The following is a 26,856-nucleotide window of genomic DNA, read 5'->3' on the forward strand; positions in this document are numbered from 1 at the left end:
TCCGGACGGCGGCACGAAGGCCCGGCACGATGCACCGAGCACCGCCGGACAGGATCCGCCCGGCGAATCTCCACCCGAATCCTTTCATGCCCGAGGCGGGCTCCCATCCCCGCGTCCATCTTCCGGACAGTGCCACATGGACCGGTGCCGTCTCACCAGGCGAGATGCAATCGGGACAACTCGGCGCCGCACAACACGCCGCCGAGCGCGCCGAGCAGCAGCCAGGGGCCGAACGGCAGCCGGCTGTCCCGGCGGGCACGGCCCACGAGTATCAGCGCCCCGGCAGTCAGCCCCGCGAGCAGCACGGCCAGGAACGCGCCGGTGACCAGCACGCCCCAGCCGAGCCAGGTCAGATGTATGCCGAGCACGCCGGCGAGCTTGACGTCGCCCATGCCCAGGGCGCCGCGGAACAGCGCGGCCAGGCACAGGTGGTAGCCGGCCAGCGTGACGCCGCCGAGCAGGGCTCTTCGGTAGGCGGTGAAGTCGCCCAGGGCCAGCGACTCCATGCCGAGCAGGGTCAGGCCGGTGGCCAGGGTGACCAGCAGCACCGGGTCGGGCAGCCGCAGGGCGCGCACGTCGACCACGGCGAGGGCGACCCCCGCGACGGCGAGCACGAGGAATGCGAGCAGGTCGAGTCCGGGCCCCAGGCGCCACGCGAGCAGAGCGCAGACGAGCCCGGTCAGCGCTGCGAGCGGCAACGCCCCGAACCGCCCGCTCGCGGCCGACACGGGCTCGACGGGCAGGATCGGCGGACGACCGGGCGGGGCAATGCCACCGACCGAACCGGAGCCGGGGCTTCGGGCGAGCAGGAGATGGATGGGACGGGGCAGCCCGAGCCCGGCGACAAAACCGAACAACGCGCACAGGAGAGTGAGTCCGAGGAACACGCCTGCGACGATACGCAGGATCGTACGCCGGTCACGTTCCGTCGTCCCCAACCCCGGTCCGACGATCACACCAAACCAGAACCCTGTGGACACCAACCCCAAAGCCCACCCCAACCGGCCAACACCCACAACCACCCGCGGCGGTCGGGCGGACGCCGCGCGGGCGCGGGAGGCCGGCGGGCGAGCGGTGGGCGGACAGCTGGTGGGCGGGTGCGGGTGGGCGGCCGGCGGGTGCGGGTGGGTGGCGGGTGTGGGGGTGGCGGTCCTGTGCCCGGTTCGTTCGTCAGTTTCGGCCCGCCAGAGCCGCCTCGCCGGCTGTGCGCATCGCGGTGAGGGGGCCCGGGTGGCCCGTCATCAGTTCCACCTGGAGGACCGCCTGGTGGACGAGCAGGTCCAGGCCGCCCACCACCGTGCCGCCCGCGTGTCCCCACGCGCCCGCGAGCGCGGTGGGCCAAGGGTCGTAGAGCACGTCGAAGAGCACGCCGGGATCGGCCGGTACCTCGATCGCGAGATGGTCGACCGCCCCCTTGGGCGTCGTCGCCACCAGCAGCGGCGCGGCCAGCGCCTCGGCGGCCTCCGTCCACGGACGCACGATCACCGCGACGCCGAGCCGTTCGCCGGCCGCGTACATCTCGCGCTCCCGCTCCGCACCCCGCACATACACCCGCACCGGCCCGTCCGTGACCTCCCGCAACGCGGCAAGCGTCGAGGTCGCGGTGGCCCCCGCGCCCAGCACGGCCGCCGACTCGACCCGGTCCACGCCGCGCTCGCGCAACGCCGCGACCAGGCCCGGCACATCGGTGTTCTCGCCCACCCGGCGGCCGTCGGCGGTGCACACCACGGTGTTCACCGCGTCCACGTCCCGCGCGATCGCGCCGATCTCGTCGAGCAGCGGCCGAATCGCCCGCTTGAGCGGCATGGTCAGCGAGAGCCCGGCCCACGACGCGTCCATCTCGGCGACGAAGCCCGGCAGGGCCGCCTCGTCGATCTCGAACGCGTCGTAGGACCAGTGGGTCAGGCCCAGTTCGGCATACGCCGCCCGGTGCAGGACCGGGGACAACGAGTGCCGGATGGGCGAGCCGAGCACGGCGGCCCGGCGCGGAGGCAGGGGTGGGGTCGAGGGTGTCACGAGGTCGGATGTTCCTTGATCCACTTCGCCAGCTCGGCCTTGAAGTCCTGGAACTCGGAGTCCTTGTCGGTGAACTTGGTGGTGCCCGCGATCGGGTCGACGGTGACGAAGTAGAGGTACTTGCCCGCCGGCGGCGCCAGCGCCGCGTCGATCGCGGCTTTGCTCGGGCTGCCGATCGGCCCGGGCGGCAGACCCTTCTTCACCCGCGTGTTGTAGGGGTTGCTCGCGTCGTTGAGTTCCTTGTTGGTGAGCTGGATGTTGCTCTTGCCCAGGTAGTAGTTGACCGTCGAGTCCAGACCCAGCGACATGTTCTTGCCCAGCCGGTTGTAGATCACCTGGGCGACCTTGCCCTTGTCGTCGGTGGTCTTGCCCTCGGCCTCGACCAGGCTGGCGATGATGATCACGTCGTACGGCTTCTTGCCCATCGCCTGCGCCTTCGCGGCCAGACCGTCCTTGTCGTACTCCTTCACCGCCCGAGCCACCATGTCCTTGAGCACCACCAGCGGGTCCATCCCGGGCGCGGCGATGTAGGAGGCGGGGAACAGGAAACCCTCGATGTTGCCGCCGGCGTAGTCCGGCAGTCCGAGCGAGGGATCCTTCGCGGCGGCCTCGACCTTCTCCTTCGGCACCTTGAGCGTCTTCGCCAGGGACTCGAAGACCTGTGCGGAGCGCATGCCGGGCCGCAGGATGAAGTCCTGCTTGTTCTTGGGGTTCACCAGGATCTCGAAGGCCGACTTCGCGGACATGTGCTTGGCCATCGTGTACGCGCCGGGCTGGATCTTGGACGCGCGCTGGTCCTTGTCCTCCCGGGCGACCTTGGTGAACGCCTCGACGCTCTTGGTGACCCCGACCCGCTTGAGTTCGTTGGCCATCTGCGGGGTGGCCCACCCCGGCTTGATCTCGACCACGAGCGAACCGGAACCGTTGCCGCTGTAGTCCGGCGGCGGGCCGAAACGGTCCTTCAGGAAACCGTAGGCCCAATAACCGCCGCCGCCGAGGATGGCGAGCACGACCACGAGGGCCAAGGAGACCGCACAACCGCTGCGGTTCTTCTTCTTGCGGCCCCGACCGCCGCGCCGCCCGCCGCGCGAACCGTCGTCCTTGCCCCGTCGCCGACTGCGCGGCTCCGACTCCATGCGCAGTCCGAGATCGCTCATGCCGTGGGCCTTTCAGAGTCGGAGACGGACCCGGCCGGAGCGGGAGGCACGGCCTGGCCCGGAGGACGTCCGGAACCTCGCTCGGTGTCGAGCGCGTTTTGCAGGATCACGATCGCGGCCGCCTGGTCGACGACCCCGCGGGCCTTCTTCGCCTTGACGCCGGAGGCCTGGAGCCCTCGGGTCGCGGTGACGGTGGTCAGTCGTTCGTCGACCATGCGCACCTCGATCGCCGGGTCGAGCCCGGCCACGAGTCGGCCGGCGAACAGCCGTGCCTTGGCCGCGGCCGCGCCCTCCTTGCCGGAGAGCGAACGCGGCAGCCCGACCACGACCTCGATCGCCTCGTACTCGGCGACGATCTCCAGGACTCGGGCCACGTCGCGCCGCCCGGCGGGCACGGTCTCCACCGGGGTTGCGATCAGTCCGTGCGGGTCGCTGGCCGCGACGCCGATGCGAACGTCTCCCACGTCGACCGCAATTCGTACTCCGCGTCTCAAGGTCGGCTCTCCGTCACAGACTCTGCGTCACTGACTATTCGGGCATGACGCCCCGGCATACAAGTCCCCCGGGGGTGCGGGAGTCCGGTTCCAGACTTCCACACCCACCGGGGGAACGAGGGTAGGGGACGACTCAGGATGTACGTTCGGCGACTGTCCGGGTGACCGCGGCCAGCGCGTCGGCCACCTTCGTCGGGTCCGAACCGCCGCCCTGGGCCACGTCGTCCTTGCCGCCGCCGCCTCCGCCGAGGGTCTGCGCCGCGACACGAACCAGCTCGCCGGCCTTGACGCCACGCTCGCGCGCGCCGTCGTTGGCGGCGACCACGACCATCGGCTTGCCGTTCACCACCGACACGACCGCGACCGCGGCCGGGCGGGTCGCGAGCCGGCCGCGTACATCCAGCGCCAGCTTGCGCAGGTCGTCGGGTGTGGTGCCGTCGGGCAGCCGGCCGACGGCCAGCGCCACGCCGTGCACGTCCTGCGCGCCGTCGGCCAGACCGGCGGCGGCCTGGAGCACCTGGGCACCGCGCAGCGCGGCGATCTCCTTCTCCGCGTCGCGCAGCTTGGCCATGATCGAGGCGACCCGCTCGGGCAGCTCCTCCGGCCGACCCTTCACCACGTCGGTGAGCTGGTTGACGATGGTGTGCTCGCGCGCCAGGAACTTGTACGCGTCGGCGCCCACCAGCGCCTCGACCCGACGCACACCGGCGCCGATCGAGGACTCGCCGAGCAGCTTGACCAGGCCCAGCTGTGCGGTGTTGTGCACGTGCGTGCCGCCGCACAGCTCCTTGGAGTAGTCCCCCATGGTGACCACACGGACCCGGTCGCCGTACTTCTCGCCGAACATCATCACGGCGCCCTGCTTCTTCGCCTCGTCCATCGACATCACCTCGGCGGTGACGTCGAGGTTGCGCGCGAGCACCTCGTTGATCTTTTGCTCGACGTCGGTGAGCACGCTGCCCGGCACCGCGCCCGGCGCGCCGAAGTCGAAGCGGAAGCGGCCCGGCGCGTTCTCCGAGCCGGCCTGCGCCGCGGTGGGGCCGAGCGCGTCGCGCAGCGCCTGGTGGGTCAGGTGAGTGGCGCTGTGCGCGCGGGCGATGGCGTTGCGCCGGTCGGTGTCGATCTGCGCCAGCGCCTTGGCGCCGACCACGACCTCGCCGACCTGGACCCGGCCGCGGTGCACGGTGACACCGGCGACGGGGGTCTGTACGTCGCGGACCTCGACCACGGCGCCGGTCTCGAGGCGGATGCGGCCGGTGTCGGCGAGCTGGCCGCCGCCCTCGGCGTAGAAGGGGGTGTGGTCGAGCACGACCTCGACCTCGTCGCCCTCCTGCGCGGCGGGCGCGGGCACGCCGTCGACGAGCAGGCCGACCACGGTCACCTCGTTGGCGGTGTCCAGGTAGCCGGTGAACACGGTGCCGCCGGCCGAGTCCGCGACCTCGCGGTACACGGACAGGTCGGCAAGGCCCTGCTTGCGCGCCTGCGCGTCCTTCTTGGCCCGCTGCCGCTGCTCGTTCATCAGCCGGCGGAAGCCGTCCTCGTCGACCGCCAGGCCCTGTTCGGCGGCGATCTCCAGGGTCAGGTCGATCGGGAAGCCCTCGGTGTCGTGCAGCAGGAACGCCACCTCGCCGGGGAGCACGCGCGAGCCCGCGCTCTTCGCCTTGACGATCGACTCGTCGAGCAGCGCGGTGCCCTCCTGGAGCCGGGCCAGGAAGCGCTTCTCCTCGGCCACCGAGACCGCGTCGATGCGCTCGGCGTCCTCGACCAGGTTCGGGTACTGCGGACCCATCGCCTTGATCGTGGTCTCGACCAGGTCGTGCAGCGTCGCGCCCTCGGCGCCCATCAGCCGCATGTTGCGGATCGCCCGGCGCATCATCCGGCGCAGCACGTAGCCGCGGCCCTCGTTGCCCGGCACCACGCCGTCGCCGATCAGCATCACGGCGGTGCGCACGTGGTCGGCCACCACGCGCAGCGACACGTCGGTGGTGTGGTCCTGCCCGTAGACCTTGCCGGTGAGTTCGGCGGCGCGGTCCAGGATCATCCGCGAGGTGTCGATCTCGTACAGGTTGTCGACGCCCTGGAGAATGCACGCCAGGCGCTCCAGGCCGAGCCCGGTGTCGATGTTCTTCGCGGGCAGGTCACCCAGGATCGGGTAGTCGTCCTTGCCGGTGCCGGCGCCGCGCTCGAACTGCATGAAGACCAGGTTCCAGATCTCCAGGTAGCGCTCGCCGTTGACCGCCGGGCCGCCCTCCTCGCCGTACGCGGGGCCGCGGTCGTAGTTGATCTCCGAGCACGGGCCGCACGGTCCCGGCACGCCCATCGACCAGAAGTTCTCCGACTTGCCCAGGCGTTGGATGCGCTCGGGGGGCACGCCGATGACGTCGCGCCAGATGCGTTCGGCCTCGTCGTCGTCGAGGTAGACGGTGATCCACAACTTCTCCGGGTCGAGCCCGTAGCCGCCGTCGGCGACCGAGTTGGTCAGCAACTCCCAGGCGAGCGCGATCGCGCCCTCCTTGAAGTAGTCGCCGAACGAGAAGTTGCCGCACATCTGGAAGAACGAGCCGTGCCGGGTGGTCTTGCCGACCTCCTCGATGTCCAGCGTGCGCACACACTTCTGCACGCTGGTGGCCCGCTTGAAGCTCGGCTTGACCTCGCCCAGGAAGTAGGGCTTGAACGGCACCATGCCGGCGTTCACCAAGAGCAGCGTGGGGTCGTCCGCGACCAGCGACGCCGACGGGACGACGGTGTGTCCGCGTTCTTCGAAAAAGCGCAGCCAGCGCTTGCGGATCTCTGCCGACTCCATCAGGTGCCGTCCCTTCGGTCGTACCGTGCCTTGCCTTCGTACAGCTCGCGCGGGTCGTAGTGCTCCCGCCCGTCGTGCCGGTGCTCGTGCGGCTCGCGCGCGCCGGGCAGTATCCGCCGGCTCGGGGCGGGCGGCAGGGCCGCGGCGGCGACGTCGGCGCCGATCGCCCGGTACAACTCCTGCTCGCGCTCCGCCATGCCCGCGCGGACCTCGTCCGCGAAGTACTTGATCGCCTCGCCGATGCCCGTGACATTGTCGGCGACGCCCTCGGGCGTGTACTTGTATGCCTTGTCCTTGACCTTGCGCGCGGCCCAGACGCCGGCGCCGGCGCCGACCGCGATCCAGAACAGTCTCGCCATCGGTCAGCCCCTTCCGCGCATGCTGCGTTGCCGTGCGACCTTCTGCGCCTTCGCCGCGGTACGCACCCGGCGGCTGAGCTCGGCGCGCTGCTGCGCGGACAGCGCGCGGCGCACACCGTAGCTGAACGCGGCGGTCTTCACGAGTGGCCCGCCGAGCGTGGCGGCGACCGTGGAGGACAGCGCGGTGGCGTTCGTGGTCATGGTCTGCACGTTGCCCGCGATCTGGTCGACGCGGCCCATCTGGGCGTTGGTCGCCCGGACCGTCTCGGTGACCTCGTCGAGCAGCGGGACCGCCCGGTCCGCCACCCCTGCGACCAGGGTCGTGGCCTCCTTGAGCACCTTCGCCAGCTTCACCAGAGCCACCGCGAGAAAGGCGACCAGGATCGCCCAGAAAACGGCGATGATCATCAGCGCGACTTCGCCACCCGACACCGTCATGCGCTCCTTGATGAGTGGGATCAGTCGAGGCGGCGGATACGCGTCGCCCACCTCGGAAAACCCGACCCTACCGCGACCGCGCGGGTCCCCTCGTCCGAGGAAACCCGCGCGGTGGGCGTGGCGTGTGTCGCGACCCGGTGTCGTGTGTGGATCGACCTTCGGTGTCGGTTTGTCGATGTCGTCGATCAGCGGGAGTAGTACTCCACGACCAGCTGCTCGTCGCAGATCACCGGGACCTCGCGGCGCTGCGGGAGACGGTCGAGGCGGGCCATCAGCTTGTCGAGGCGGGCCTCGATGTAGCGCGGGGTCTCGGCGGCGGCGAAACCGCCGGCCTGGACCACCTGGAACAGCGGCTTGGCGCGGCTGCGCTCGCGCACGGCGACCACGTCGTCGGGCTTGAGGCGGTAGGAGGGCTTGTCCACCTTGCCGCCGTTGACCTCGATGTGGCCGTGGGTGACCATCTGCCGCGCCTGGTAGACGGTGCGCGCGAAGCCGGCCCGGAGCACGAAGGCATCCAGGCGGCGCTCGAGGTCGACCACCAACTCGTCGCCGGTCTTGCCGGCGTGCTTGTTGGCGCGGTCGAACGCGGCCCGCATCTGGACCTCGGAGATGTCGTACTGGAAGCGCAGGCGCTGCTTCTCCATCAGCCGGGTCTTGTAGTCGGAGGTCTGCTTGCGACCGCGGCCGTGCTCGCCCGGCGGGTAGGGCCGGTTCTCCAGGTACTTGGCGGCCTTGGGGGTGAGCGCCACTCCGAGCGCGCGGCTGCGGCGGATCTTGGGGCGCGTCTGGTTGGTCAAGGTCGGGTCCTCCGTGCAGGGCCGTTCGGGCGGTTCGGGTGGTCGGGGCGATGCGGGTGTGGCCGGTCCGGTCGTGGGTCGAGGCGCCGGGCCGGAGCGGTGGGCCGCCGGTCGGGCCGTCTTGCCAAGATCGGGATACTTAGGTAAGCCTAACCTTAACGAAGACGCGGCCGTTAGCCCACTCGGGGGTCGCAAACGAGCGCCGTACCTGAGCGCCACACCTGGAGGACGCCATGTCTGTTCCCACCGAGGCCAACGCCGGGCGCACCGATGTCTCTTCCCGGCGACCGCGCACCGCCGAGCGGGCCCGCACCCTGGCCGCCCACGCCGGGTCGGCCACCCTGGACCTGCCCGGCGACCGGGAGGAGCATGTGATCCCCGCCGCACGGGCCGTAGAGGCCGACGGCTCGCTGCTGCTGCTCGTCCCGAGCGAGACCGCCGCGGTGGTGCTGACGTCCCGCGACGACGTGGCCGCCGTGCTGCACCTGGTCGACGTCGCGCCGGTGGCCGTGCCGCACCGGGTCCGGGCGCACTGCTGGATCGCGGGCTGGCTGAGCATCCCCACCGGCCCCGACGCCGAGCGCGCCGCCGCGCTGTTGGCCGAGGCGGCTCCCGACCCCACCGCGTCCGAGCGCGCCGGGACGGTCGTGCGGCTGGAGGTCGGCGAAGTGCTGGTCGACGACCTGTGGGGCACCGGGCACGTCGAGCCCGACGACTACGCCGACGCCGCGCCCGACCCGCTGGCCGGGCACGAGGCCGAACTGCTCCAGCACCTGGCCGCGGCGCACGGCGACGACCTGTACCGGCTGGCGATCGTGGCGGGCGCGCCGGCCTGCGCGGACCGGGTGGCGCCGGTGTCGCTGGACCGACACGGCATCCGGTTGCGCACCGGCGGCCCGGACCGCACGTGTGACGTGCGCTTCGAATTCGAGCACCCGGTGGCCGACCCGACGGAGTTGGGCGGCGCACTGCGCCGGCTGCTGCACGGGGTGCACGGGGAGAGCTGAGGCTTTGGCCGGCCGCTGCGGGGCGGGCGCGCGTCGGGGGCGGTCGTCCGGCTCGCGCGAGGTGTTTCGGCGCGGGCTTCGTCCGCCGATCCCGCCGGCCCGTGGCCTCGCATGATGCGGCGCCCGCCGGGCAGTCTCCTCCTCCGTGATCGGCCGTGCCGGGCCGGGCCCCGGTCGGGAACCGGCTAACGTTTCCGGTCGCGGCACCGGGTGGCGATCCACCCGGACGGATCGCCACGGCCGACCGGTCGACGGTGCCGCCGGCGCGAGCCGGATCGCGGCGGGAACGGCGGAAGGGACGACACGGGGTGTCGGAGCAGCACTCGCGACACGAACCGGAGGGATCGGCGGACGAGGTCGGCCGCGCCCATCCGGGCCCTCGCGCGCCCTGGGAGCCGGAGCGGCCGGCGACACCGCGATCCGGCGCCAGCCCGTGGCAGGACCGGCTGCGCACCCAGCTGCGGTTCAGCGGACACACCGCGAGCATCCCGATCGTGCCCGCCCCGGAGAAGCCCGAGGCCGGCCCCTCGGTCCCGCGCGTACTCGATCTCGCGCTGCGCACCGGCGAGTTGCTGCTGGCCAGCGGCGAGGGCGGGGAGGACGTCGAGGCGGCGATGCTCGGCATCACCGACGCGTACGGCCTGGAACGCTGCCAGCCCAATGTGACCTTCGTCGCGATCACCCTGTCCTACCAGCCCTCACTGGTCGAACCGCCGGTCACGGGCGAGCGCGTGGTGCGCCGCCGCGCCGTCGACTACACCCGGCTCGACGAGGCACACCAACTGGTCGAGGCGATCACCCGATCCGAGTTGACCCTGGAGGAGGCGTACCACCGCCTCGCCGACATCCGCCGCAACCGACACCCGTACCCGCGCCCGCTGTTGCTGCTGTCCGCGGGGCTGATCGCGGCCTTCGCGAGCGTGATGGTCGGCGGTGGACCGATCGTGGCCGTCGCGGCCTGCGTCGCGGCGCTGATCGGCGAGCGGTTGGCGCAGCTGCTCGCCGAGCGCGGCGTCCCGGAGTTCTACCAGTTCGTGCTCGCCTCGATGCCGGCCGCCGCGATCACGGTGGTGATGATCAAACTCGGCGCGGGGATCAACCCGTACGCCGTGGTCACCGGCGGGCTGTTCGCGCTGCTGCCGGGGCGGGCCCTGGTCGCCGCCGTACAGGACGGGCTGACCGGCTTCTACATCACCGCCGCGGCCCGGTTGCTGGAGGTCTTCTACCTGATCGTCGGCATCATCGTGGGCATCTCGATCGTGCTGTACATCGGCGACCAGGTGGGCGTGAAGTTCACCGTCGAGGGGACGTTCAACCTCAACGACAACCCCCGCATCGTGCAACTCCTCGCGGCGGGCGGGGTGTCGCTGACCTTCGCGGTGCTGGTCCAGGTACGTCGGGTGCTGCTGCCGATGGCGGCGGCCGGCGGGGCGGTCGGCTGGGCGGTGTTCCAGGTGCTGCGCGAGGCCGGCGCCGCACCGGTCCTGGCCACGGCGGTGGCCACCGGGCTGCTCGGGCTGCTCGGACAGTTGCTCGCCCGGTGGCACGGGACATCGGCGCTGCCGTACGTGATCCCGGCGATCGGCCCGATGTTGCCGGGCAGCGCGATGTATCAGGGCATGCTCGGCCTGGCCCTCGGCCACACGGACAGCGGCTGGCGCAGCCTGGTGAACGCGGCGTCCCTGGCCCTGGCACTCGCGGCGGGCGTCAACGTCGGCTCCGAGGCGGCCCGCTTCGTCCTGCCTTCCCCGCCGCCGCGCACGGGCCGCGAAATGCGCCCGGCATCGAAGCGCACCCGGGGCTTCTGACCGACGGAGGCGGCGGGGATGCGGGCGAGCGGGCGACCGGGTTGCGGGGGCGGCCGGCTCGGCGACACCCACCGGCGCTCGCGGGGCCGGGCGACCGGGGCCACAGCCGCAGGTGCCACAACGTGAACTCCGGCAACACACCGCCCTACGGGCCCGCCTGGCGTATCGAGGAGCGTGCAGACCGGCTCGGCGACGGTGGGTGTCGGCCAAGTCCGCGTAGCCCGCCACGAGGTGCTCGGGGCAGGGTCGCGGGCGAGCGACCACGGGGCCAGTGCACTCGGTCGCGGTCGCAGGGGGCAGGGCCGCAGGCGCTGTCGCGGTCGCGGGGGCGTGGTCGCAGGGGCTGTCCCGGTCACGGTCGCAGGCGCGGGGGCACGGTCGCAGGCGCTGTCCCGATCGCGGTCGCAGGCGCAGACGCGGGGGGCACGGTCGCAGGCGCTGTCCCGATCGCGGTCGCAGGCGCAGACGCGGGGGGCACGGTCGCAGACGCTGTCCCGATCGCGGTCGCAGGCGCAGACGCGGGGGCACGGTCGCAGACGCAGGGTCACGGTCGCGGGCGCGGTCGCGGGCAGACATCAAGGCGCTCGGGGACGCCCACGGTCGCGGGTGCAGGCGCAGGCGTCGACCCGGTCGCGAGCGTAGGCGGCCGAGGGCATGGTGCGCGTGATTGGCATCGCGGGCGGGCGCTCATGCGGGCCGGGTTCGAGTGAACAGGGGCGTGCTCCTGGCAAGCGGGCGCGGCGGCGGGGGCAAGTCTGTACGCGTGCATGGACGTTGGCGGGGCGTGGACGTCGGCGCGGGCACGCACGTAATCGTCGGCGTGGACATGCCCATCGTCGCGGAGTTGGACGTCCGCGCGTGCCGGGCGTCCGCGTCGGCGCCCGTGACCGTGCCCGCGTTGGCGTGCGCGTCGGCGTTGGCGTTGCCGTCGGCGCCCGTGTCCACGTCGGCGTCGGCACGCCCATCGGCGCGGAGCTGGACGTGAGCGCGTCCCAGGCGTCGGCGTCGGCGCCCGTGTCCGCGGCGGCGGTGTCCGCGGCGGCGGGAACGACCCGGGTGGTGGGGGCGTTCGGGTTTTGGGGCTGTGGTCGTGGAGGCCCCGCTTCGACGCGAGTGGGCCTGGCTGCCGGGGCCACGCCGACAGCATGGAGGGCGCCGCATGCCGGACGCGCACGCATCCAACGGGCCGTTCGCCGCGCTGCGCAGGTGGTCGCCGCCGCGTGACACGCCTGTGCGCGCGGTTGTCCTGGTCCTGCCCGGTGGCCGGGCGTACGGTCGGCAACCCGCCTCCACCCGCAACCTGGCCTATCGACGCATGGTGCCGATAGCCCGCTCCGTACACCGCGCGACCCACGCGGCGGGCGCCGAGACCTGGCTGCTGCGCTACCGGGTGCGCGGCTGGAACGAACCCGATCGCGACCCGGTCCAAGACGCGTGGTGGGCCCTCGACGGCATCCGTGCCCGATACCCCGACGCCGAGGTCACCCTCGTCGGCCACTCGATGGGCGGCCGCACCGCGCTGCGGGTGGCCGGCCACGACAGCGTGCGTACGATCTGCGCGCTGGCGCCCTGGATCGAGGACGACGAACCGTACGCACAACTCGCCGGCCGGGACCTGGTCGTGGTACACGGCACGGCCGACCACACCACGAGCCCGAAGGCCTCGCACCGCTACGCGCTGGCCGCGCGCGAAGTCTCCGACCGCGTCTGCCGATTCGAACTCCCAGACGGCCACGCAATGATGCGCCGCGCACCGGCCTGGACCGAACTGGTCCGGCGCACCGTGGTGGGCGCGGTCACCGGCCGCCTGGACCCCGAGATCGCCCGCGCCATGCGAACACCGGCCCCGGACGGCCTCCGCGCCCCCGCGATCGGCGCGAGCGGCTAGTGCTCTGACCGCGTAGGTTCGCCGGGTTGTGCAGCCGCCGGCCGCGCTTTGTCCTCATCGCCGGACGGACCGGCAACCATCCGGGCACACCACCAACGGCTCACGGTCACACAGAGCCGGGGTCGGCATGCAGGGACAGGGCCGCGACGTCGCCGCCGAAGCCCACCACGAGCGAGCCTTCCGGGGTCACGGTCAGCGCATGGACCGGCGCGGGGAACACCAGCTCCCGGCCGATCCGCCGCCCGGCAGCCGGCTCCCACAGGCACACCGTTCCATCCGAACCACCGGTGACGACCCTGAGTTCTCCACCGATCACCGCGGTCTCCACCGCGGACACAGTGCCATCGTGGCCGACCAGCCTGCCGACTTCCCGTCCCATGACCAGGTCCCATACGCGCACGGTGGCGTCGTAACCTGCCGTGATCGCGTGGGCTCGGCCGCCGACGACCGCTGTCGCGACCGCCCACGCCTCGCCGTCGTGGCCCGGCAGAGGCTCCCCGATCGATTGTCCGGTGGTCAGGTCCCACTGCCAGACCGAGCCGCCGCTCATACAGCCCACCGCATGGGGTCTGTCATCGATCACCAGCGTGTCGACGGCCATCAGGAAGTCGTCGTGTCCGGTGAGTTCGCCGACCTGTTCCCCACCGACCAGATCCCAGACCCGCACGGACACGTCGTCGTCGCCGGCGAGCACACACGGTCGCCCGTGGATGACAGCGGTGCCCAGACACCACACCTCACCGTTGATCCCCGGCAGCTCGCCCGTCTGCTGTCGGGTGGCCAAGTCCCACGCGCGTACCGCCCAGTCGCCGGCCGTGACGACGTACGTTCGACCGTCCACGACCTCCGTCGCCACCGCCCACACTCTGCCGGCGAGGTCGCTCATGGGTCCGCCGACCGGCCGGCCGGTCTCAAGGTCCCGCACCCGGACCGTCCGGTCCTTGCTGCCGGTGACCACGACCTGGCGGCCATCCGCGAAGGCTGTCACCACCGCGTCGACACCGCCGGTGTGACCCGACGGGTTCATCCGGAAGTGCCGGTCACTCTGCGCGCCGGTGGACCACAGCACCCGCCATGGCTCGGCGAAGACATCCTCCACCGGCACGGCGGCTATCCGCGAGGACAACTCCCGGTCCCCGTACCGAGCCGCGTCCAGGGCCGGCAGTTGCCGCCGCACCCACGGTGGCACGTCCCGGTGGACGTCCACCGACGCCCGGTAAACCGCAGCCATGAGTCGCGCATCAGAAGTCGCATCGGAAGCCGGCAACCCCATAACCCGCTCCGGATCAGCGTTGACCAACCATCGCAGGTCCGTCCACCACCCTTCCGCCCCCGACGGATCCGATGCCGAAGCAGTCATACGAACCTCGTCACTCACGGCCGAAACTCTAGTGCTGTGACCGGATTGGTTCGTGGTGTTGGTGTGTCGCCGGTGCTGTCGGGTGAAGTCTCGCCTGCCGGCCGGCAGGAACACCGTGCCGGTGATCGCCCGCCTGGTGCAGGCCGACGAGGACACCGTGCGGGAGGTGATCCACCGGTTCAACGAGATCGGGATGAAGTCTCTGGACCCTCGGTGGGCGGGAGGCCGTCCCCGCCTGCTGACGCCTGAACAGGAGGACTTCGTCGTGGCGACGGCCGGCACACGCCCGGCGGGACTCGGCCGACCGTTCACCCGTTGGTCGATCCGCAAACTCGCCGACCACGTGCGAGGCCTGCCGACCCCTCGCATACGCATCGGCCGCGAAGCCCTGCGCGCATTGCTCGAACGCCGGGGCGTCACGTTCCAACGGACGAAGACGTGGAAGGAGTCGGCCGACCCGGACCGCGAGCGCAAGCTCGACCGGATCGAGCACGTCACACGGTACTTCCCCGATCGTGTCTTCGCGTTCGACGAGTTCGGCCCGTTGGGCATCCGGCCCACCGCGGGCGGCTGTTGGGCCCCGGGGGCCGGCCCGACCGCCACCCGGCCACCTACACACGCACCCACGGCGTCACGTACTTCCATGGCTGTTACTCCATGGGCGACGACACGTTGTGGGGCGTGAACCGCAGGCGGAAGGGCATCACGCCGACCTGGGCGGCCCTGCGCTCGATCCGCGCGGCTCGACCCGACGGCGCCTCGAACCACCCCAACCACACCGTCCAGACGCGGCGGCTGCACGCGTATCTGCGATGGCACAACGCGAACGCCCGCCACCCCGACGTCCTCGCCGCACAGCGCAGGGAACGCGCACGCATCCGCAGCGAGAAGGGCATCCGTTGAGGCGGACGCCACCTCGACAACGCCGCATGATCCACCAACCCGGCGAACGTTTCCGGTCACAGCACTGGCTAGGACGTGGCTGCAAGCCCCGTCATTCGGCACCGATCGCGGTCAGGACGTCGGTGCGAGCGGCGGTGCGCGCCGGCCAGACCGCCGCGACGACGCCCACGACGACCCCCAGGGCGAGGAATCCGGCGACGCCGGCCCAGGGCACGACCAGGACCAGATTCGGCAACTTGTCGCGCAGCGTGCCCAGGATCCCCCAGGCCAGGAACGCCCCGACCAGCAGCCCGAGCACCGCACCGAACACCGAGATGACCGTCGACTCGACCCGGACCATCGTGCGCACCCGCGAGCGGTCCAGCCCGATCGCGCGCAACATGCCGATCTCCCGGCGGCGTTCGAACACCGACATGGCCAAGGTGTTGATCACCCCGAGCACCGCGATCAGCACCGCCATGGCCAGCAACCCGTACATGATGTTGAGCAGCAGGTCGACCGTGCGACTGAAGGACTTCCGGATGGCCGCACGATCCTCCACCTGCACGAGCGGGTTGTCGCCGATCGCACGCTCGATCGCCCGCGTGGTCGCGGCGCTGCCGCCGCCCTCGACGCGCACCATGATCGAACGGATGTCGCGGTCGACCGTGTGCCGCTCCAGCAGCGCGGCCGGCACCGTCACCTTGGTCAACTGTTCGAGGTCGCCCTGGATGCCGCCGATCTTGACGGTGCCCCGGGCGCCGTCGGGGTAGCCGATCGGGATCACCGAGCCGACGCCCCATCCCCGCCGCTTGGCGATGTCCGCGCTGATCAGGATCTCGCCGCGGCGCAGCGCGTCGGCGGCGGCGGTACGGCTGCCGGTCTCGGGCGCGGCGAGGCCGTCGAAGTCGATCAGGTGCTCGATGCCCTTGGGGTCCACTCCGATCACCGCCGCCTCGTGGCCGTCCAGCAGCACCGAGTCCCGGATCAGCGGCGAGATCGCGGTGATCCCGGGCACGCGGGCGACGGCGGCGGGCACGCCGGCGTCGAGCGAGGCGCCGTTGACCGTGCCGATCCGGTAGTCCGCGGCGATCTCGGCGATCGCCCGTTCCTCGACGGCCTGCCGGATCGACGCGCCGAGCATGGTCAGGCCGGCGATCAGGGACAGGCCGATGGTCAGCGCGGACGCGGTGGCGGCGGTACGTCGGGGATTGCGTACCGCGTTGCGCCGGGCCAACCGACCGGCCACGCCGAACACACGATCCAGCAGCGGAGTACCCACGGCGATGGCGGGTCGGGCCAGCGACGGAGTGAGCACGAGGACGCCGATCAACAGCAGGAACGCACCGAGCGCGACCGGGACCCGGCCGCTGTCGCCGGCCGCCGAACGCCCGTACACGGTGAGCGCCGCACCGACCGCCGTCACCAGCGCCCCCAGCGCACCGCGGCCGCGCAGTCCGCCGCGGCCCGCCGGTCGCTCCACCGCGTTCAGCGCGGCGACCGGGGGGATCCGGGACGCCCGCCGAGCGGGCAACCACGCGGCGAGGAGGGTGACCGCGCCGCCCACGAGCAACGCAACCGCGATCGTACGGCCCTCCACGATCAGCGGGCCGGCGGGCAGGTGTGCGCCGAATCGTTCCAGCAGCGCCCGGAGCGCACCGGCCAGCGCGATGCCGGTGGCGAAGCCGAGCAGAGAGGCGATCACGGCGACGGCCGCGGCCTCGAAAAGCACGATCCGGGTGACCTGTCCGCTGCGGGCGCCGACCGCGCGCAACAGGGCCAGTTCGCGGGTGCGTTGGGCGACCAGCATGGTGAAGGTGTTGGCGATGATGAACGTCGCGACGAACAGCGCGATGCCGGCGAACGCGAGCAGCGCGATCGTCATCTGCCGGGTGCCGGCCTCGATCATGTCCACCTGCTCGCGGGCGAGCGTACGTCCGGAGGCGACCCGCAGATTGTCCGCGTCCGGCACCACCCGCCGGGCCGCGGCGCGCAACGCCGCCTCGCTCGTACCGGGAACCGGGACCAGGTCGATCTCGGCGTAGCGCCCCGGCTCGAGCAGCAGCCGCTGTGCGGTCGCGGTCTCGAACAGCACGAGCGAACCACCCGACGACACGCGCGGATCGTCGGTCGCGAACACCCCGGTCAGCCGGGCCGCGATCATCGGCCCGCCGAGCGCGACGCGCACGGTGTCGCCGACCCGGAAGCCGCCCTTGTCCGCGGTCCGCACGTCGAGCGCGATCTCGGCGGCGGCGGCCGGTCCGCGCCCGGACCGCATCGGAAAGCGGGGATCGGTGCCGTCGCCGACCGGCGCGAAGTTCGTCCCGATCGTCGTCCACCCCGATCCGAGCAGGTCACCGTGCCGGTCCACCACGCCGGTGAACCCCTCCAGCACACCACGCGCCCGCGCGACACCGGGCAGCGCGCGCAACCGGGCGAGGGTTTCGTCGGTGAGCGTGGGTTCGGGCCGACCGTGCGCGCGCGAGCCGGTGCGGTCGACGTTGTCGTCCAAGACGGCGACGGACACGTCCGCGAAGCTCTTGGAAGCGGTGTTCTTGAACGCCCGCCCCAGGGTGTCCGACAGGACGAGCGTGCCCACGACGAACGCCACACCGAGCAACACCGCGACGGCGGTCATCGCCAATCTGGTCCGGTGTGCAACAACATTGCGCAGCGCGAAACGAAACACGGGCAACTCCAGAAGGACCGAGCACGAACAGCGGAATCCCGCTCATCCTCACCCGCCCCCACCAGCGCGGACGTCCCCCACCGGTAGCCCTCCGCACCCCCCGATCCATCCCCCTGAAGCCCGACCCGACCCCCAAAAGACGGACCCACACGCCACCCCGACGCACGTCCCGAACGCGTCCCGACGCCGGACAGAGCCACCGAGCGGCACGCGGGGGGAACAGCACGGCGCGCGGTCGCGTAGGCGCCATGGGGCCGCCGCACGCAACGGCTCGCCGCACACCGCCGTCCCACGACAGCCCGCACGCAGTCCGGGCCGACCGCGTGCGCCGACACGGGCCTTCTCCGCGAGGTCCGCGCCATCCGGGACGCCCCACCCGGAACGACTCACCTCGCGTAGGCACCTCCACCACACCGATCACCCGACGCGCATCGCCCCCGCGTATGGGGTGGTCGCGGGTCGGTCCAAGGGCGCCCGCGAACGCGCACGCCCACCGTCGCAGGGGGCGGGTGCGAGTGTGTCCTCCCGCCGCGCCGGGCGGGGGCGCCTTCACCTCTGTCGGGGCGGGCGGGGGCCCTTCCCGCCGCGACAAGGGTGCGCGGGGTGGGGTGGAGTCCTCGCGTCGGTCAGGACTTCGGCGGGGTCGGCGTGTTCAGGCGCGTGCGGAGCCACGTGGTGATGTCGGCGTAGCGGGCCTCGGCGCCGTGGCGGGTGGGCTCGTAGTAGGTGCGGCCATGGATGGCGTCGGGCGCGTATTGCTGCGCCGCCACGCCGTCGGGGTCGTCGTGCGGGTAGAGGTAGCCCTGCGCGTGGCCGAGTTTGGCGGCGCCCTTGTAGTGCCCGTCCCGCAGGTGCGGTGGGACGGGACCGGCCAGCCCCTTCCGGACGTCGGCGAGCGCGGCGTCGATCGCCAGGTAGGCGGCGTTCGACTTGGGTGCGAGGGCGAGGTGGATGACCGCCTGGGACAGCGTGATCCGCGCCTCGGGGAAGCCGATCAGCGCGACCGCCTGCGCGGCGGCCACCGCGACCTGGATCGCGGTGGGATCGGCCATCCCGATGTCCTCGCTCGCCGAGATCATCAACCGCCGGGCGATGAAGCGCGGATCCTCCCCCGCCTCCACCATCCGCGCGAGGTAGTGCAGCGCGGCGTCCACGTCCGAGCCCCGGATCGACTTGATCAACGCGCTCGCCACGTCGTAGTGCTGATCCCCGTCCCGGTCGTACCGCACCGCCGCCCGGTCCACCGCGCTCTCCAGCGTGGCCAGGGTGATCGATTCCTCGCCCTTGTCGGCGGCCGACCCCGCACCCGCCTCCAACGCGGTCAGGACACGCCGCGCGTCACCACCCGCGATCCGCAGCAGGTGCTCCTCGGCGTCGGAGTCGAGGGTGAGCGTCCCGGCCAGGCCCCGTTCGTCGGTGAGCGCGCGCTGCACCACCTCGCGCAGGTCGTCATCGGTCAACGACTCCAGGGTCAGCAGGAGCGACCGGGACAGCAGCGGGCTGATGATCGAGAAGTACGGGTTCTCGGTGGTCGCCGCGATCAGCGTCACCCATCGGTTCTCCACGGCCGGCAGCAACGAATCCTGCTGGGCCTTGGAAAAGCGGTGGATCTCGTCGAGGAAGAGCACCGTGTCCCGCCCCTGGGAGCCGGCGTGCCGACGCGCGTCCTCGATCACCGCGCGCACTTCCTTGACGCCCGCCGTGATCGCGGACAGTTCCACGAACCGCTGACGGGTGACATGGCTGACCACATAGGCGAGCGTGGTCTTGCCGGTACCGGGCGGTCCCCACAAAATCACCGAACTCGGCGCGGTGACCCGACTCTCCGACGCCACCAGCCGACGCAACGGCGACCCTTCACCCAGCAGGTGCCGCTGCCCGACCACCTCGTCCAGATCACGCGGCCGCATCCGCACGGCAAGCGGCGCAAGCGAGGGGTCCTTGGCCTGCCGCGCCTCGGCGGCAGCAGTAAAAAGATCGGCATCCACCCAACGACCCTAACCCGCACCCCCGACCCCAACCCCGACGGCAGCCACTCACGAAAACCCCCGGCACGCCCCGAGGCCATCCGGCCCGAACGGGCAAGGACCGGCAACAATCCGAACCAGGCTTCGCGATGCCCACAGACCGAGGCGGGTCGCGGGCAATCCAACGGCTTGCGTTCCCCGGCACCGGCGGCGGCAGAGCTGGAGGACGACCGGATCGACGCCACCGGCGAGACTTCTCGAATGGGCCGGGTACCCCCACGCCCGTTTTACTTCGGTTGCGGGCCGCCGCTCCGGGACCGGGTCCGTCCCGAGGCATCGGCCGCCGCCGGCGCGCGGGGCTCCGAGACCGGGGCTCCCGACGAGACAACTGCACTACTCAACGAAACCCGGCCGGCAACGGCGGAAAAGGCGGGCGCCCAGGTCGAGTCCACCGTGGAACCTGCAGGGGTGGCCCGGGCGCTCCCAACGCGCACGCCGCACCTTTGGCCCCGGGTGGCCGGTCCGAGGCCGGTCCGAGTCGGTGCATGGGCCGCCGCCGGCGTGCGGGGCTTCGAGACTTGGGCTCCCGACGAGACAGACGCATTGCTCACCGAAAACCGGCCGGCAGCGGGGGCAGGGAGGTGGTCGGGTCGAGTCTGCCGAGGAGCCTTCCCGAGGGGGTCGAGTGCTTTCGGCGGGCGTTGCGCTTGCGGTGGCGGGTGGCTGGTGCGGGGCCGGCCAGAGTCGGTGATGGGCCGCCGCCGGCGTGCGGGGCTCCAAGGCCCGGCGCTCCCGACGAGACAGACGCATTGCTCACCGAAAACCGGCCGGCAGCGGGGGCAGGAGGGGCCCGGGTCGAGTTCGCCGGGAGCGTTCCCAAGTGGGTCGGGGCATTTCGGGGGCGTTTGGGAAGAGGGTTGGGGTCCGGAACCGGATCTCGGCGGGTGGTTGGTGGGCTTCGAGCTTCGGTGACCTGCGGTTTTGCGTGGCCGGGGTGAAAAGTCGGGCGCCGAGTGCCGGTTTCGTATGCTGCGCCTCTCTCAACACCGGAACGGAGACCGAAGCCACCCGATCGGAGCCGAATTCGAGCGCTACGACTACCCAAAGGCCGTCGAGAAGACCAAAAGTGCCCAGCAGAGGCCAAACCCGGATCCCGAGACGCCCCAAACAATCCTCACCTGCACTGACCTGCAGTTTTCTCTCGCACCGAGGCAACAGCACCCCACGCAATCCAGGTTCGTGAACCTTCGTCACCCACACGCCCACCGCCCGCCGGAAACACCCGGCCCCCTCACGAAGGCACCCCAGAGGACTCAACCCGACCACCCACCCTGCCCGCCGCCGGCCGGTTTTCACCGACCAACACACCCGCCCCACCGAAACCCCGAGTCTCGAAGCCCCGCACGCCGGCGGCGGCCCACCACCGACTCGGACAGACCCCGCACCAGCCAGCCCGCCACCGCAAGCGCAACGCCCGCCGAAAAGACTCAACCCCCTCGGGAAGGCTCCTCGGCAGACTCGACCCGAGCACCCACCCGCTCCCCCGCTGCCGGCCGGTTTTCACCGACCAACACACCCGCCTCACCGGAAACCCCAAGTCCCGAAGCCCCGAGCGCCGGCGGCGGCCCATCACCGACTCTGGCCGGCCCCGCACCAGCCACCCGCCACCGCAAGCGCAACACCCGCCGAAAGCACTCGACCCCCTCGGGAAGGCTCCTCGGCAGACTCGACCCGAGCACCCACCCGCTCCCCCGCTGCCGGCCGGTTTTCACCGACCAACACACCCGCCTCACCGGAAACCCCAAGTCCCGAAGCCCCGAGCGCCGGCGGCGGCCCATCACCGACTCTGGCCGGCCCCGCACCAGCCACCCGCCACCGCAAGCGCAACGCCCGCCGCCTGTCGCCCTCGCGTCGTCCCGCCCCCGCGCTGCCCCCGCGCGTGTCGCGATTCGGGCCGGGTGGCGCGACGGCCGACGCCGGCCCGGGGGTTCGTCGGTGGCGTGGGTCAGCGTAGGACGCCGGCTGATTTGGCTGTTTGGAGCCATTCGGGGAATTCGTTCATCAGGTTGTCGTAGAGCGTGGCGTCGGGCATGCGGCGGGGGTCGGCGCCTGCTTCGAAGAAGCCTGCGTTGTCGACCACGCGGTACTTCGGGGCGGGCAGGTCGTCGAGGCGGTGCAGGAAGCGGAATTCGTCTCGGCCGAAGCCGATGAACTGCCAGAAGATGGGCAGTTCGGCCGCCTTGCACAGAGCCTTCTCCGCGGCCTTGGCGTTGTTCGGCGCGCCGTCGGTCTGGAAGATCACGAAGGCCGGGTCGGTCGCGCCGCACGAGCGGTAGTGCGCGATCACCGCCTCCATCGCGGACACGTAGTCGGTGGTGCCCATGTGGCCGAGCTTCTTGTGCAGCGCGGCGATGCGGCCGCCGTAGTTGTCCAGCGAGATCTCCTCGGCCGCGTAGGCCTTCGTGTCGAAGAAGATCACCGGCACCGTGCCGTCGTCGTCGAAGTGCGCGGCTGCGGCCAACACCCGGTCGGCGAGCGCCTGGACGCTGCCGTTCTTGTAGAACGGCGCCATGCTGCCCGAGCGGTCGAGCACCAGATAGACCGCCGCCCGCACACCGGCCAGCCTGTTCTTCTCCAGGCTGACCCCGGCCGCCTTGTAGAGGCTGACCAGGCCGGGCGCGGAACGCTCGATCTTGTCGAGGCTGACCGCCGAGCCGCTGCCGCTGCGCACGGTGGCCGAGGGTGTCGCGCCGACCGGAGGCGGAGCCGCCGGGGCCGGTGCAGGCTTCGACTTCTTGCGACCGAACAGCGAGAAGGGCATGGCGAGGCTCCCAGCAGTCGAACGAGTCGGGTGGCCGCCCCCTCCCGGGGGCTTCCCGCGCCTACGCTCCCAGATGCCCCACCCCCACGAACAGGGGCAGATCCCTCACGAATCGGCCATGTCGCACCCCGCCCGCCCGCGCCGAACCCGGTCGGCCGTCCACCCCGGCGGCACCACCACCACCTCGCCCACGTCCCCGGCCCACATCACCTGCGGCCCGAACGCCTCGGCCAGCGCCACCACCGCCCGCTCCACCGCGCCCTCCCCCGGAGCCCGGCAGGTCAGCCCGGACGCCGGCTCGTCGGCGCCGATCCGCTTGCGCTCACCCGCGACCGCCAGCGCGAGGCCGCCCAGATGATCGCCGTCACCACCCCCGGGCCGCTCCGGGAGCGGATCGGCCACCTCCGCGCCGTCGACCCACAGACTGAACCAGCAGCGCGCCGACAACCCTTCGCCCCGCAACACCCCCAACAGATCGCCGACTTGCGGATACGACGCGGCACGCGCCTCCTCCAGGAGGTCGGCCGGCACGGGCGTGCCGAACGACTCGACGAACTCCAGGCCTCCCTCGCCGTCGGTGAACCACCGCAGCGGATTGATATGCACGGTGTGGCTCATGCGACCTCCCGATTCGAGCCCCGACCTCGACCCGCTCCAGCATCCCGCCCGCCTCCGACATGCGAGGCGACCCGAACCCCCGCCCCGGCCTCGGCGCCGGCCCCCGCCTCCACGGCAACGAGCGCACCACCTCCGCCCGTTGCACCATCGCCGGCCTCGCCGCTCGCCGCCCGCTCCAGTGCCGCCGCGCGCCGCCGCCGCGACGCGTAGAACCACTCCTGCCATTCCCGCGTGCCCTCGATCGCCTGCACGCGCGCCATCGCGTACAACCGCACCGGCGGCGAGCCGCGATATCGCATATTGGCCATCGTCCCGTCGGGCTCGGTCAGGAAGCGCCCGATGGCGCCCTGCGTCCAGCCGCGCCCCAGCACGGTCGACCGCGTCACGTACTCCGCCGGCGCCCGCCGCTTGGTCAAGTCCACCGCCATGTCGGCCTCCCCGAGGTAGTGCGAACCGATCTCGGCGACCGGCTCGACTCCCAAGGTAGGCATCGATGCCTGTGCTTGCTTCCCTCTTGTGCAGAAGCGTTTTTCCTACGCCCGCTCCCGTCTCCACACGCCCCCACCTCCGCGCGCCCCGCCCCACACACACCCGCCCCACCCCCGCACGCCCCCAACGCCGAAGGGCGGCCGAGCCATTGGCCCGACCGCCCCACAACATCCACCGACGGATGGTTACGCCTTCTCTGCCGCTTCCGCAGCCGCGCCCTCACCCGAACCCGAGCCGGACCCCGAACCCGACTTCGGCTTCGCGTCGATCCCCGCCTCCCGCCGCTGCTGCACCGTGATCGGCGACGGCGCCCCGGTCAACGGATCCCCACCGGAAGCCGTCTTCGGGAACGCGATCACATCCCGAATCGACTCCGCCCCGCCCAACAACGCCACCAGCCGGTCCAACCCCAACGCGATCCCACCATGCGGCGGCGGCCCATACGCGAACGCGTCCAGCAGGAACCCGAACTGCGACTGCGCCTCCTCCTCCGACATCCCGATCGCCGCGAACGCGCGCTCCTGCACGTCCCGACGGTGGATACGGATCGAACCGCCGCCGATCTCGGTGCCGTTGAGCACGATGTCGTACGCGTTCGACAGCGCCTCGCCCGGGTTCTTGTCGAACCCGTCCAGCCACTCCGCCGTCGGCGCCGTGAAGGGGTGGTGGATCGCGTGCCAGCCCTGGTGGTTGCCGGCCGCGTCCTCGATCGGCTCGAACATCGGGAAGTCGACGACCCAGAGGAAGTTCCACTTCGACTCGTCGATCAACGACCCGCGCCGGGCGATCTCCAACCGCGCCGCGCCCAGCAGTTCGAGCTGCGCCGTGCGCCGCCCGGCCGCGAAGAAGATGCAGTCGCCCCTGCTCGCCCCGGTCGCCTCGACCAAGCCGGCCAGGTGCTCCTCGGACAGGTTCTTGGCCACCGGGCCGCGCAGTTCGCCGGTCTCCGCGTCGACCAGCACATAGGCGAGCCCGCGCGCCCCGCGTGCCTTGGCCCAGTCCTGCCAGCCGTCCAGCTCCTTGCGGGTCTGCGCGGCGCCGCCGGGCATCACCACCGCGCCGATGAACTCGGCCTGGAACACCCGGAACGACGTGCCCTCGAAGTAGGCCGTCAGGTCTACCAGTTCGCACCCGAAGCGGGTGTCCGGCTTGTCCGAGCCGTAGCGCGCCATCGCCTCGGCGTAGGGCAGCCGGGGCAGCGGCAGCGCGATCTCCACGCCGTGCACCTCGCGCCACACCCGCGCGATCAGCTTCTCGGTCAGCGCCAGGATGTCCTCGGCGTCGCAGAACGACATCTCGACGTCCAGCTGGGTGAACTCCGGCTGCCGGTCGGCCCGGAAGTCCTCGTCCCGGAAACAGCGCGCGATCTGGTAGTAGCGCTCCATGCCGGCCACCATCAACAGCTGCTTGAACAGCTGCGGCGACTGCGGCAGCGCGTACCACGAGCCCGGCTGCAGCCGCACCGGCACCAGGAAGTCGCGGGCGCCCTCGGGCGTGGAGCGGGTCAGGTACGGCGTCTCGATGTCGAGGAAGTCGTGGTCCTCCATCACCTCGCGGATCACCCGGGTGACCTTCGAGCGCAGCCGCAGGTTGCGCGCCATCGACGCGCGCCGCAGGTCGAGGTAGCGGTGCTTGAGCCGCACCTCCTCGTTGACCGTGCCTGGGGTGTACTCCTCGATCGGGAACGGCAGCGGCGCCGCCTCCGACAGGATCTCGAAGTCGTCCACGACGACCTCGACCGCCCCGGTGGGGATCTCGGTGTTCTCGTTGCCGTCGGGACGCACCCGCACGTCGCCGGTGACCCGTACGCAGAACTCGGAGCGCAGGTTGTGCACCGTCTCCAGGTCGCGGAAGACCACCTGCACGGTGCCCGAGGCGTCGCGCAGGTCCACGAACGCCACGCCGCCGTGATCGCGCCGCCGGGCCACCCAGCCGGCGAGCGTCACGGTGTGGCCGGCGTGCTCGGCGCGGAGCGTCCCGGCGTCATCGGTGCGGATCACTGAAGCTTCTCCTTCAAGACGGTGACGACCTGGTCGAGCGGGACCGGGGTCTGGTCCCCGTTCGACAGGTCCTTGATCTGGGCGACGCCCTCGGTGAGGTCACGATCGCCGACGACGATGGCGTAGCGGGCGCCGGATTGCGACGCGGCCTTCATGGCGCCCTTGAGCTTCTTCCCGCCGAACGCCATGTCGGCGGGAATGTCCTCGATCCGCAGCTGGGTGACCATGGCGAACACCGCGCGGCGGGCCGCGTCGCCGATCGCCACGCCGTAGACGTCGCAGTCGGCGGGCGTCTCCACGGTCTGGCCCTCGGCCTCCATCGCGAGCATCGTGCGACCGATGCCCAGCGCCCAGCCCACCGAGGGCAGGTCGGGGCCGCCGAGGTCCTCGGACAGGCCGTCGTAGCGCCCGCCGCCGCCGATCGCCGACTGCGCGCCGAGGCCGTCGTGCACGAACTCGAACGTGGTGCGGTTGTAGTAGTCGAGGCCCCGGACCAGCCGGGGGGTGTCCTCGTAGGCGATCTCCAACTCGTCGAGCATGCCGCGCACGAACGTGTGGTGTGCGGCGCACGCCTCGCACAGGTGGTCGGTGATCAGCGGGGCGTCGGCGATCAGCGCCTGCACCTCGGGCCGCTTGTCGTCGAGCACGCGCAGCGGGTTGATCTCGATCCGCGCGTGCGTCTCCGCGTCCAGGTCGAGCGCGCGCAGGAACTCCTGCAGCTTGGCCCGGTAGACGGGGCGGCACTCGCGGCAGCCGAGCGAGTTGAGCAGCAGCCGGAAGTCGCGCAGGCCGAGCTTTTGGAAACCCTCGGTGGCCAGCGCGATCATCTCGACGTCGACCAGCGGGTCGTCGCTGCCGATCGCCTCGGCGCCGACCTGGGTGAACTGCCGGGTACGGCCGGCCTGCGGACGCTCGTAGCGGTAGTACGAGCCGAAGTACCACAACTTCACGGGCAGTCGGCCCGCGTACAGGTTGTGCTGGAGCACCGAGCGCATCACCGCCGCGGTGCCCTCGGGGCGCAGCGTCAGCGAACGGCCGCCGCGGTCCTCGAAGGTGTACATCTCCTTGGTCACGATGTCGGTGGACTCGCCGACGCCGCGCAGGAAGAGGCCGGTCTCCTCGAAGGTGGGGGTCTCGATGTACTGGAATCCCGCGTCGCGCAGTTCCAGGCCGAACTGGATCCGGATCCGGTTGAACGTCTCCGAGTACGGCGGGAGCATGTCGAAGGTGCCCTTGGGGGCGTTGAAGGTACTCACGGTATGA

20 protein-coding genes and 1 pseudogene are annotated in these 26,856 nt (G+C 71.7%); 5 read left to right on the top strand and 16 right to left on the bottom strand.

From position 1 onward, the window contains the following. Positions 1 to 152 precede the first annotated feature (152 nt). The 8 genes from ACFXKZ_RS42530 to rpsD form a co-directional block, all read right to left on the bottom strand. Positions 153 to 887 (bottom strand): prepilin peptidase, encoded by a 735-nt coding sequence (locus tag ACFXKZ_RS42530; protein WP_380010199.1) that lies wholly within the window; start codon positions 885 to 887, stop codon positions 153 to 155. Between the two features lie 283 nt (positions 888 to 1,170). Next, positions 1,171 to 2,016, bottom strand: coding sequence for a shikimate dehydrogenase (locus ACFXKZ_RS42535; protein WP_380010202.1), 846 nt, complete (start codon positions 2,014 to 2,016; stop codon positions 1,171 to 1,173). After that, positions 2,013 to 3,173, bottom strand: coding sequence for an endolytic transglycosylase MltG (gene mltG, locus ACFXKZ_RS42540; protein WP_380010205.1), 1,161 nt, complete (start codon positions 3,171 to 3,173; stop codon positions 2,013 to 2,015). Before mltG ends, ACFXKZ_RS42535 begins: the two co-directional genes overlap by 4 nt. After that, positions 3,170 to 3,667, bottom strand: coding sequence for a Holliday junction resolvase RuvX (gene ruvX / locus ACFXKZ_RS42545; RefSeq protein WP_380010208.1), 498 nt, complete (start codon positions 3,665 to 3,667; stop codon positions 3,170 to 3,172). The genes mltG and ruvX overlap by 4 nt, the downstream gene beginning before the upstream one ends. A gap of 133 nt (positions 3,668 to 3,800) precedes the next feature. After that, positions 3,801 to 6,470, bottom strand: coding sequence for an alanine--tRNA ligase (gene alaS / locus ACFXKZ_RS42550; RefSeq protein ID WP_380010211.1), 2,670 nt, complete (start codon positions 6,468 to 6,470; stop codon positions 3,801 to 3,803). Further along, positions 6,470 to 6,829 (bottom strand): DUF6167 family protein, encoded by a 360-nt coding sequence (locus ACFXKZ_RS42555; RefSeq protein ID WP_380010214.1) that lies wholly within the window; start codon positions 6,827 to 6,829, stop codon positions 6,470 to 6,472. Before ACFXKZ_RS42555 ends, alaS begins: the two co-directional genes overlap by 1 nt. Before the next feature lie 3 nt (positions 6,830 to 6,832). Next, positions 6,833 to 7,267, bottom strand: a complete 435-nt coding sequence (locus ACFXKZ_RS42560; protein WP_126643356.1) for a DUF948 domain-containing protein — start codon at positions 7,265 to 7,267, stop codon at positions 6,833 to 6,835. A 185-nt stretch (positions 7,268 to 7,452) separates the two neighbouring features. Then, a complete protein-coding gene (gene rpsD, locus ACFXKZ_RS42565; RefSeq protein WP_380010218.1) occupies positions 7,453 to 8,064 on the bottom strand; it encodes a 30S ribosomal protein S4 in 612 nt (203 codons plus the stop codon). 233 nt (positions 8,065 to 8,297) lie between these two features. On the opposite strand from rpsD, the gene ACFXKZ_RS42570 reads away from it, so the two are divergent. The 4 genes from ACFXKZ_RS42570 (at position 8,298) to ACFXKZ_RS42585 (ending at position 12,767) form a co-directional block, all read left to right on the top strand. After that, positions 8,298 to 9,071: a DUF2470 domain-containing protein gene (locus ACFXKZ_RS42570; RefSeq protein ID WP_380010221.1), complete on the top strand. Its 774-nt coding sequence runs from the start codon at positions 8,298 to 8,300 to the stop codon at positions 9,069 to 9,071. A 308-nt stretch (positions 9,072 to 9,379) separates the two neighbouring features. Continuing rightward, positions 9,380 to 10,879, top strand: a complete 1,500-nt coding sequence (locus ACFXKZ_RS42575) for a threonine/serine exporter ThrE family protein (RefSeq protein ID WP_380010224.1) — start codon at positions 9,380 to 9,382, stop codon at positions 10,877 to 10,879. Positions 10,880 to 11,642: 763 nt separating this feature from the next. Next, positions 11,643 to 11,864, top strand: a complete 222-nt coding sequence (locus tag ACFXKZ_RS42580) for a hypothetical protein (RefSeq protein WP_380010227.1) — start codon at positions 11,643 to 11,645, stop codon at positions 11,862 to 11,864. Between the two features lie 174 nt (positions 11,865 to 12,038). Next, the gene (locus tag ACFXKZ_RS42585; protein ID WP_380010230.1) at positions 12,039 to 12,767 is read left to right on the top strand and encodes an alpha/beta hydrolase; all 729 of its coding nucleotides are present in this window, start codon (positions 12,039 to 12,041) and stop codon (positions 12,765 to 12,767) included. Between the two features lie 106 nt (positions 12,768 to 12,873). Here the strand turns inward: ACFXKZ_RS42585 and ACFXKZ_RS42590 are convergent, their stop codons facing one another. Beyond that, positions 12,874 to 13,998: a WD40 repeat domain-containing protein gene (locus ACFXKZ_RS42590; RefSeq protein ID WP_380010233.1), complete on the bottom strand. Its 1,125-nt coding sequence runs from the start codon at positions 13,996 to 13,998 to the stop codon at positions 12,874 to 12,876. Between the two features lie 181 nt (positions 13,999 to 14,179). Between ACFXKZ_RS42590 and ACFXKZ_RS42595 the strand changes: the two are divergent. Next, positions 14,180 to 15,030 (top strand): annotated as a pseudogene (locus tag ACFXKZ_RS42595) (helix-turn-helix domain-containing protein). Between the two features lie 91 nt (positions 15,031 to 15,121). Here ACFXKZ_RS42595 and ACFXKZ_RS42600 read toward each other — a convergent pair. The 7 genes from ACFXKZ_RS42600 to hisS all read right to left on the bottom strand — a co-directional run bounded on the left by ACFXKZ_RS42600 (position 15,122) and on the right by hisS (position 26,849). Then, positions 15,122 to 17,647 (bottom strand): ABC transporter permease, encoded by a 2,526-nt coding sequence (locus ACFXKZ_RS42600; protein WP_380010236.1) that lies wholly within the window; start codon positions 17,645 to 17,647, stop codon positions 15,122 to 15,124. Positions 17,648 to 18,324: 677 nt separating this feature from the next. Further along, positions 18,325 to 19,686, bottom strand: a complete 1,362-nt coding sequence (locus tag ACFXKZ_RS42605; RefSeq protein ID WP_380010239.1) for a replication-associated recombination protein A — start codon at positions 19,684 to 19,686, stop codon at positions 18,325 to 18,327. A 1,984-nt stretch (positions 19,687 to 21,670) separates the two neighbouring features. Beyond that, entirely contained in the window at positions 21,671 to 22,486 is an 816-nt protein-coding gene (locus tag ACFXKZ_RS42610; protein WP_380010242.1) for a vWA domain-containing protein, read from the bottom strand. A gap of 105 nt (positions 22,487 to 22,591) precedes the next feature. Beyond that, positions 22,592 to 23,104: a hypothetical protein gene (locus ACFXKZ_RS42615; protein WP_380010245.1), complete on the bottom strand. Its 513-nt coding sequence runs from the start codon at positions 23,102 to 23,104 to the stop codon at positions 22,592 to 22,594. Beyond that, positions 23,101 to 23,595, bottom strand: coding sequence for a hypothetical protein (locus ACFXKZ_RS42620; RefSeq protein WP_380010248.1), 495 nt, complete (start codon positions 23,593 to 23,595; stop codon positions 23,101 to 23,103). The genes ACFXKZ_RS42615 and ACFXKZ_RS42620 overlap by 4 nt, the downstream gene beginning before the upstream one ends. 183 nt (positions 23,596 to 23,778) lie before the next feature. Further along, positions 23,779 to 25,593 carry an aspartate--tRNA ligase gene (aspS, locus tag ACFXKZ_RS42625; protein WP_380010251.1) on the bottom strand — a complete coding sequence of 605 codons (1,815 nt, stop codon included), beginning with the start codon at positions 25,591 to 25,593 and terminating at the stop codon, positions 23,779 to 23,781. Beyond that, complete coding sequence (gene hisS / locus ACFXKZ_RS42630; RefSeq protein WP_380010254.1) at positions 25,590 to 26,849, bottom strand: histidine--tRNA ligase; 1,260 nt, start codon at positions 26,847 to 26,849, stop codon at positions 25,590 to 25,592. Before hisS ends, aspS begins: the two co-directional genes overlap by 4 nt. Between the last annotated feature and the right edge of the window lie 7 nt (positions 26,850 to 26,856).

The sequence above is a fragment of the Embleya sp. NPDC059237 genome (genome assembly GCF_042754105.1).
Lineage (GTDB): Bacteria > Actinomycetota > Actinomycetes > Streptomycetales > Streptomycetaceae > Embleya.

Bases quoted from the DNA above. Each gene is read 5' to 3' on its own strand.
- ACFXKZ_RS42615 (WP_380010245.1), bottom strand. From the start codon at position 23,104: ATGAGCCACACCGTGCATATCAATCCGCTGCGGTGGTTCACCGACGGC.
- mltG (WP_380010205.1), bottom strand. From the start codon at position 3,173: ATGAGCGATCTCGGACTGCGCATGGAGTCGGAGCCGCGCAGTCGGCGA.
- ACFXKZ_RS42585 (WP_380010230.1), top strand. From the start codon at position 12,039: ATGCCGGACGCGCACGCATCCAACGGGCCGTTCGCCGCGCTGCGCAGG.
- ACFXKZ_RS42600 (WP_380010236.1), bottom strand. From the start codon at position 17,647: ATGACCGCCGTCGCGGTGTTGCTCGGTGTGGCGTTCGTCGTGGGCACG.
- ACFXKZ_RS42620 (WP_380010248.1), bottom strand. From the start codon at position 23,595: ATGCCTACCTTGGGAGTCGAGCCGGTCGCCGAGATCGGTTCGCACTAC.
- ACFXKZ_RS42570 (WP_380010221.1), top strand. From the start codon at position 8,298: ATGTCTGTTCCCACCGAGGCCAACGCCGGGCGCACCGATGTCTCTTCC.
- ACFXKZ_RS42560 (WP_126643356.1), bottom strand. From the start codon at position 7,267: ATGACGGTGTCGGGTGGCGAAGTCGCGCTGATGATCATCGCCGTTTTC.
- ACFXKZ_RS42555 (WP_380010214.1), bottom strand. From the start codon at position 6,829: ATGGCGAGACTGTTCTGGATCGCGGTCGGCGCCGGCGCCGGCGTCTGG.
- alaS (WP_380010211.1), bottom strand. From the start codon at position 6,470: ATGGAGTCGGCAGAGATCCGCAAGCGCTGGCTGCGCTTTTTCGAAGAA.
- ACFXKZ_RS42590 (WP_380010233.1), bottom strand. From the start codon at position 13,998: ATGGCTGCGGTTTACCGGGCGTCGGTGGACGTCCACCGGGACGTGCCA.
- ACFXKZ_RS42610 (WP_380010242.1), bottom strand. From the start codon at position 22,486: ATGCCCTTCTCGCTGTTCGGTCGCAAGAAGTCGAAGCCTGCACCGGCC.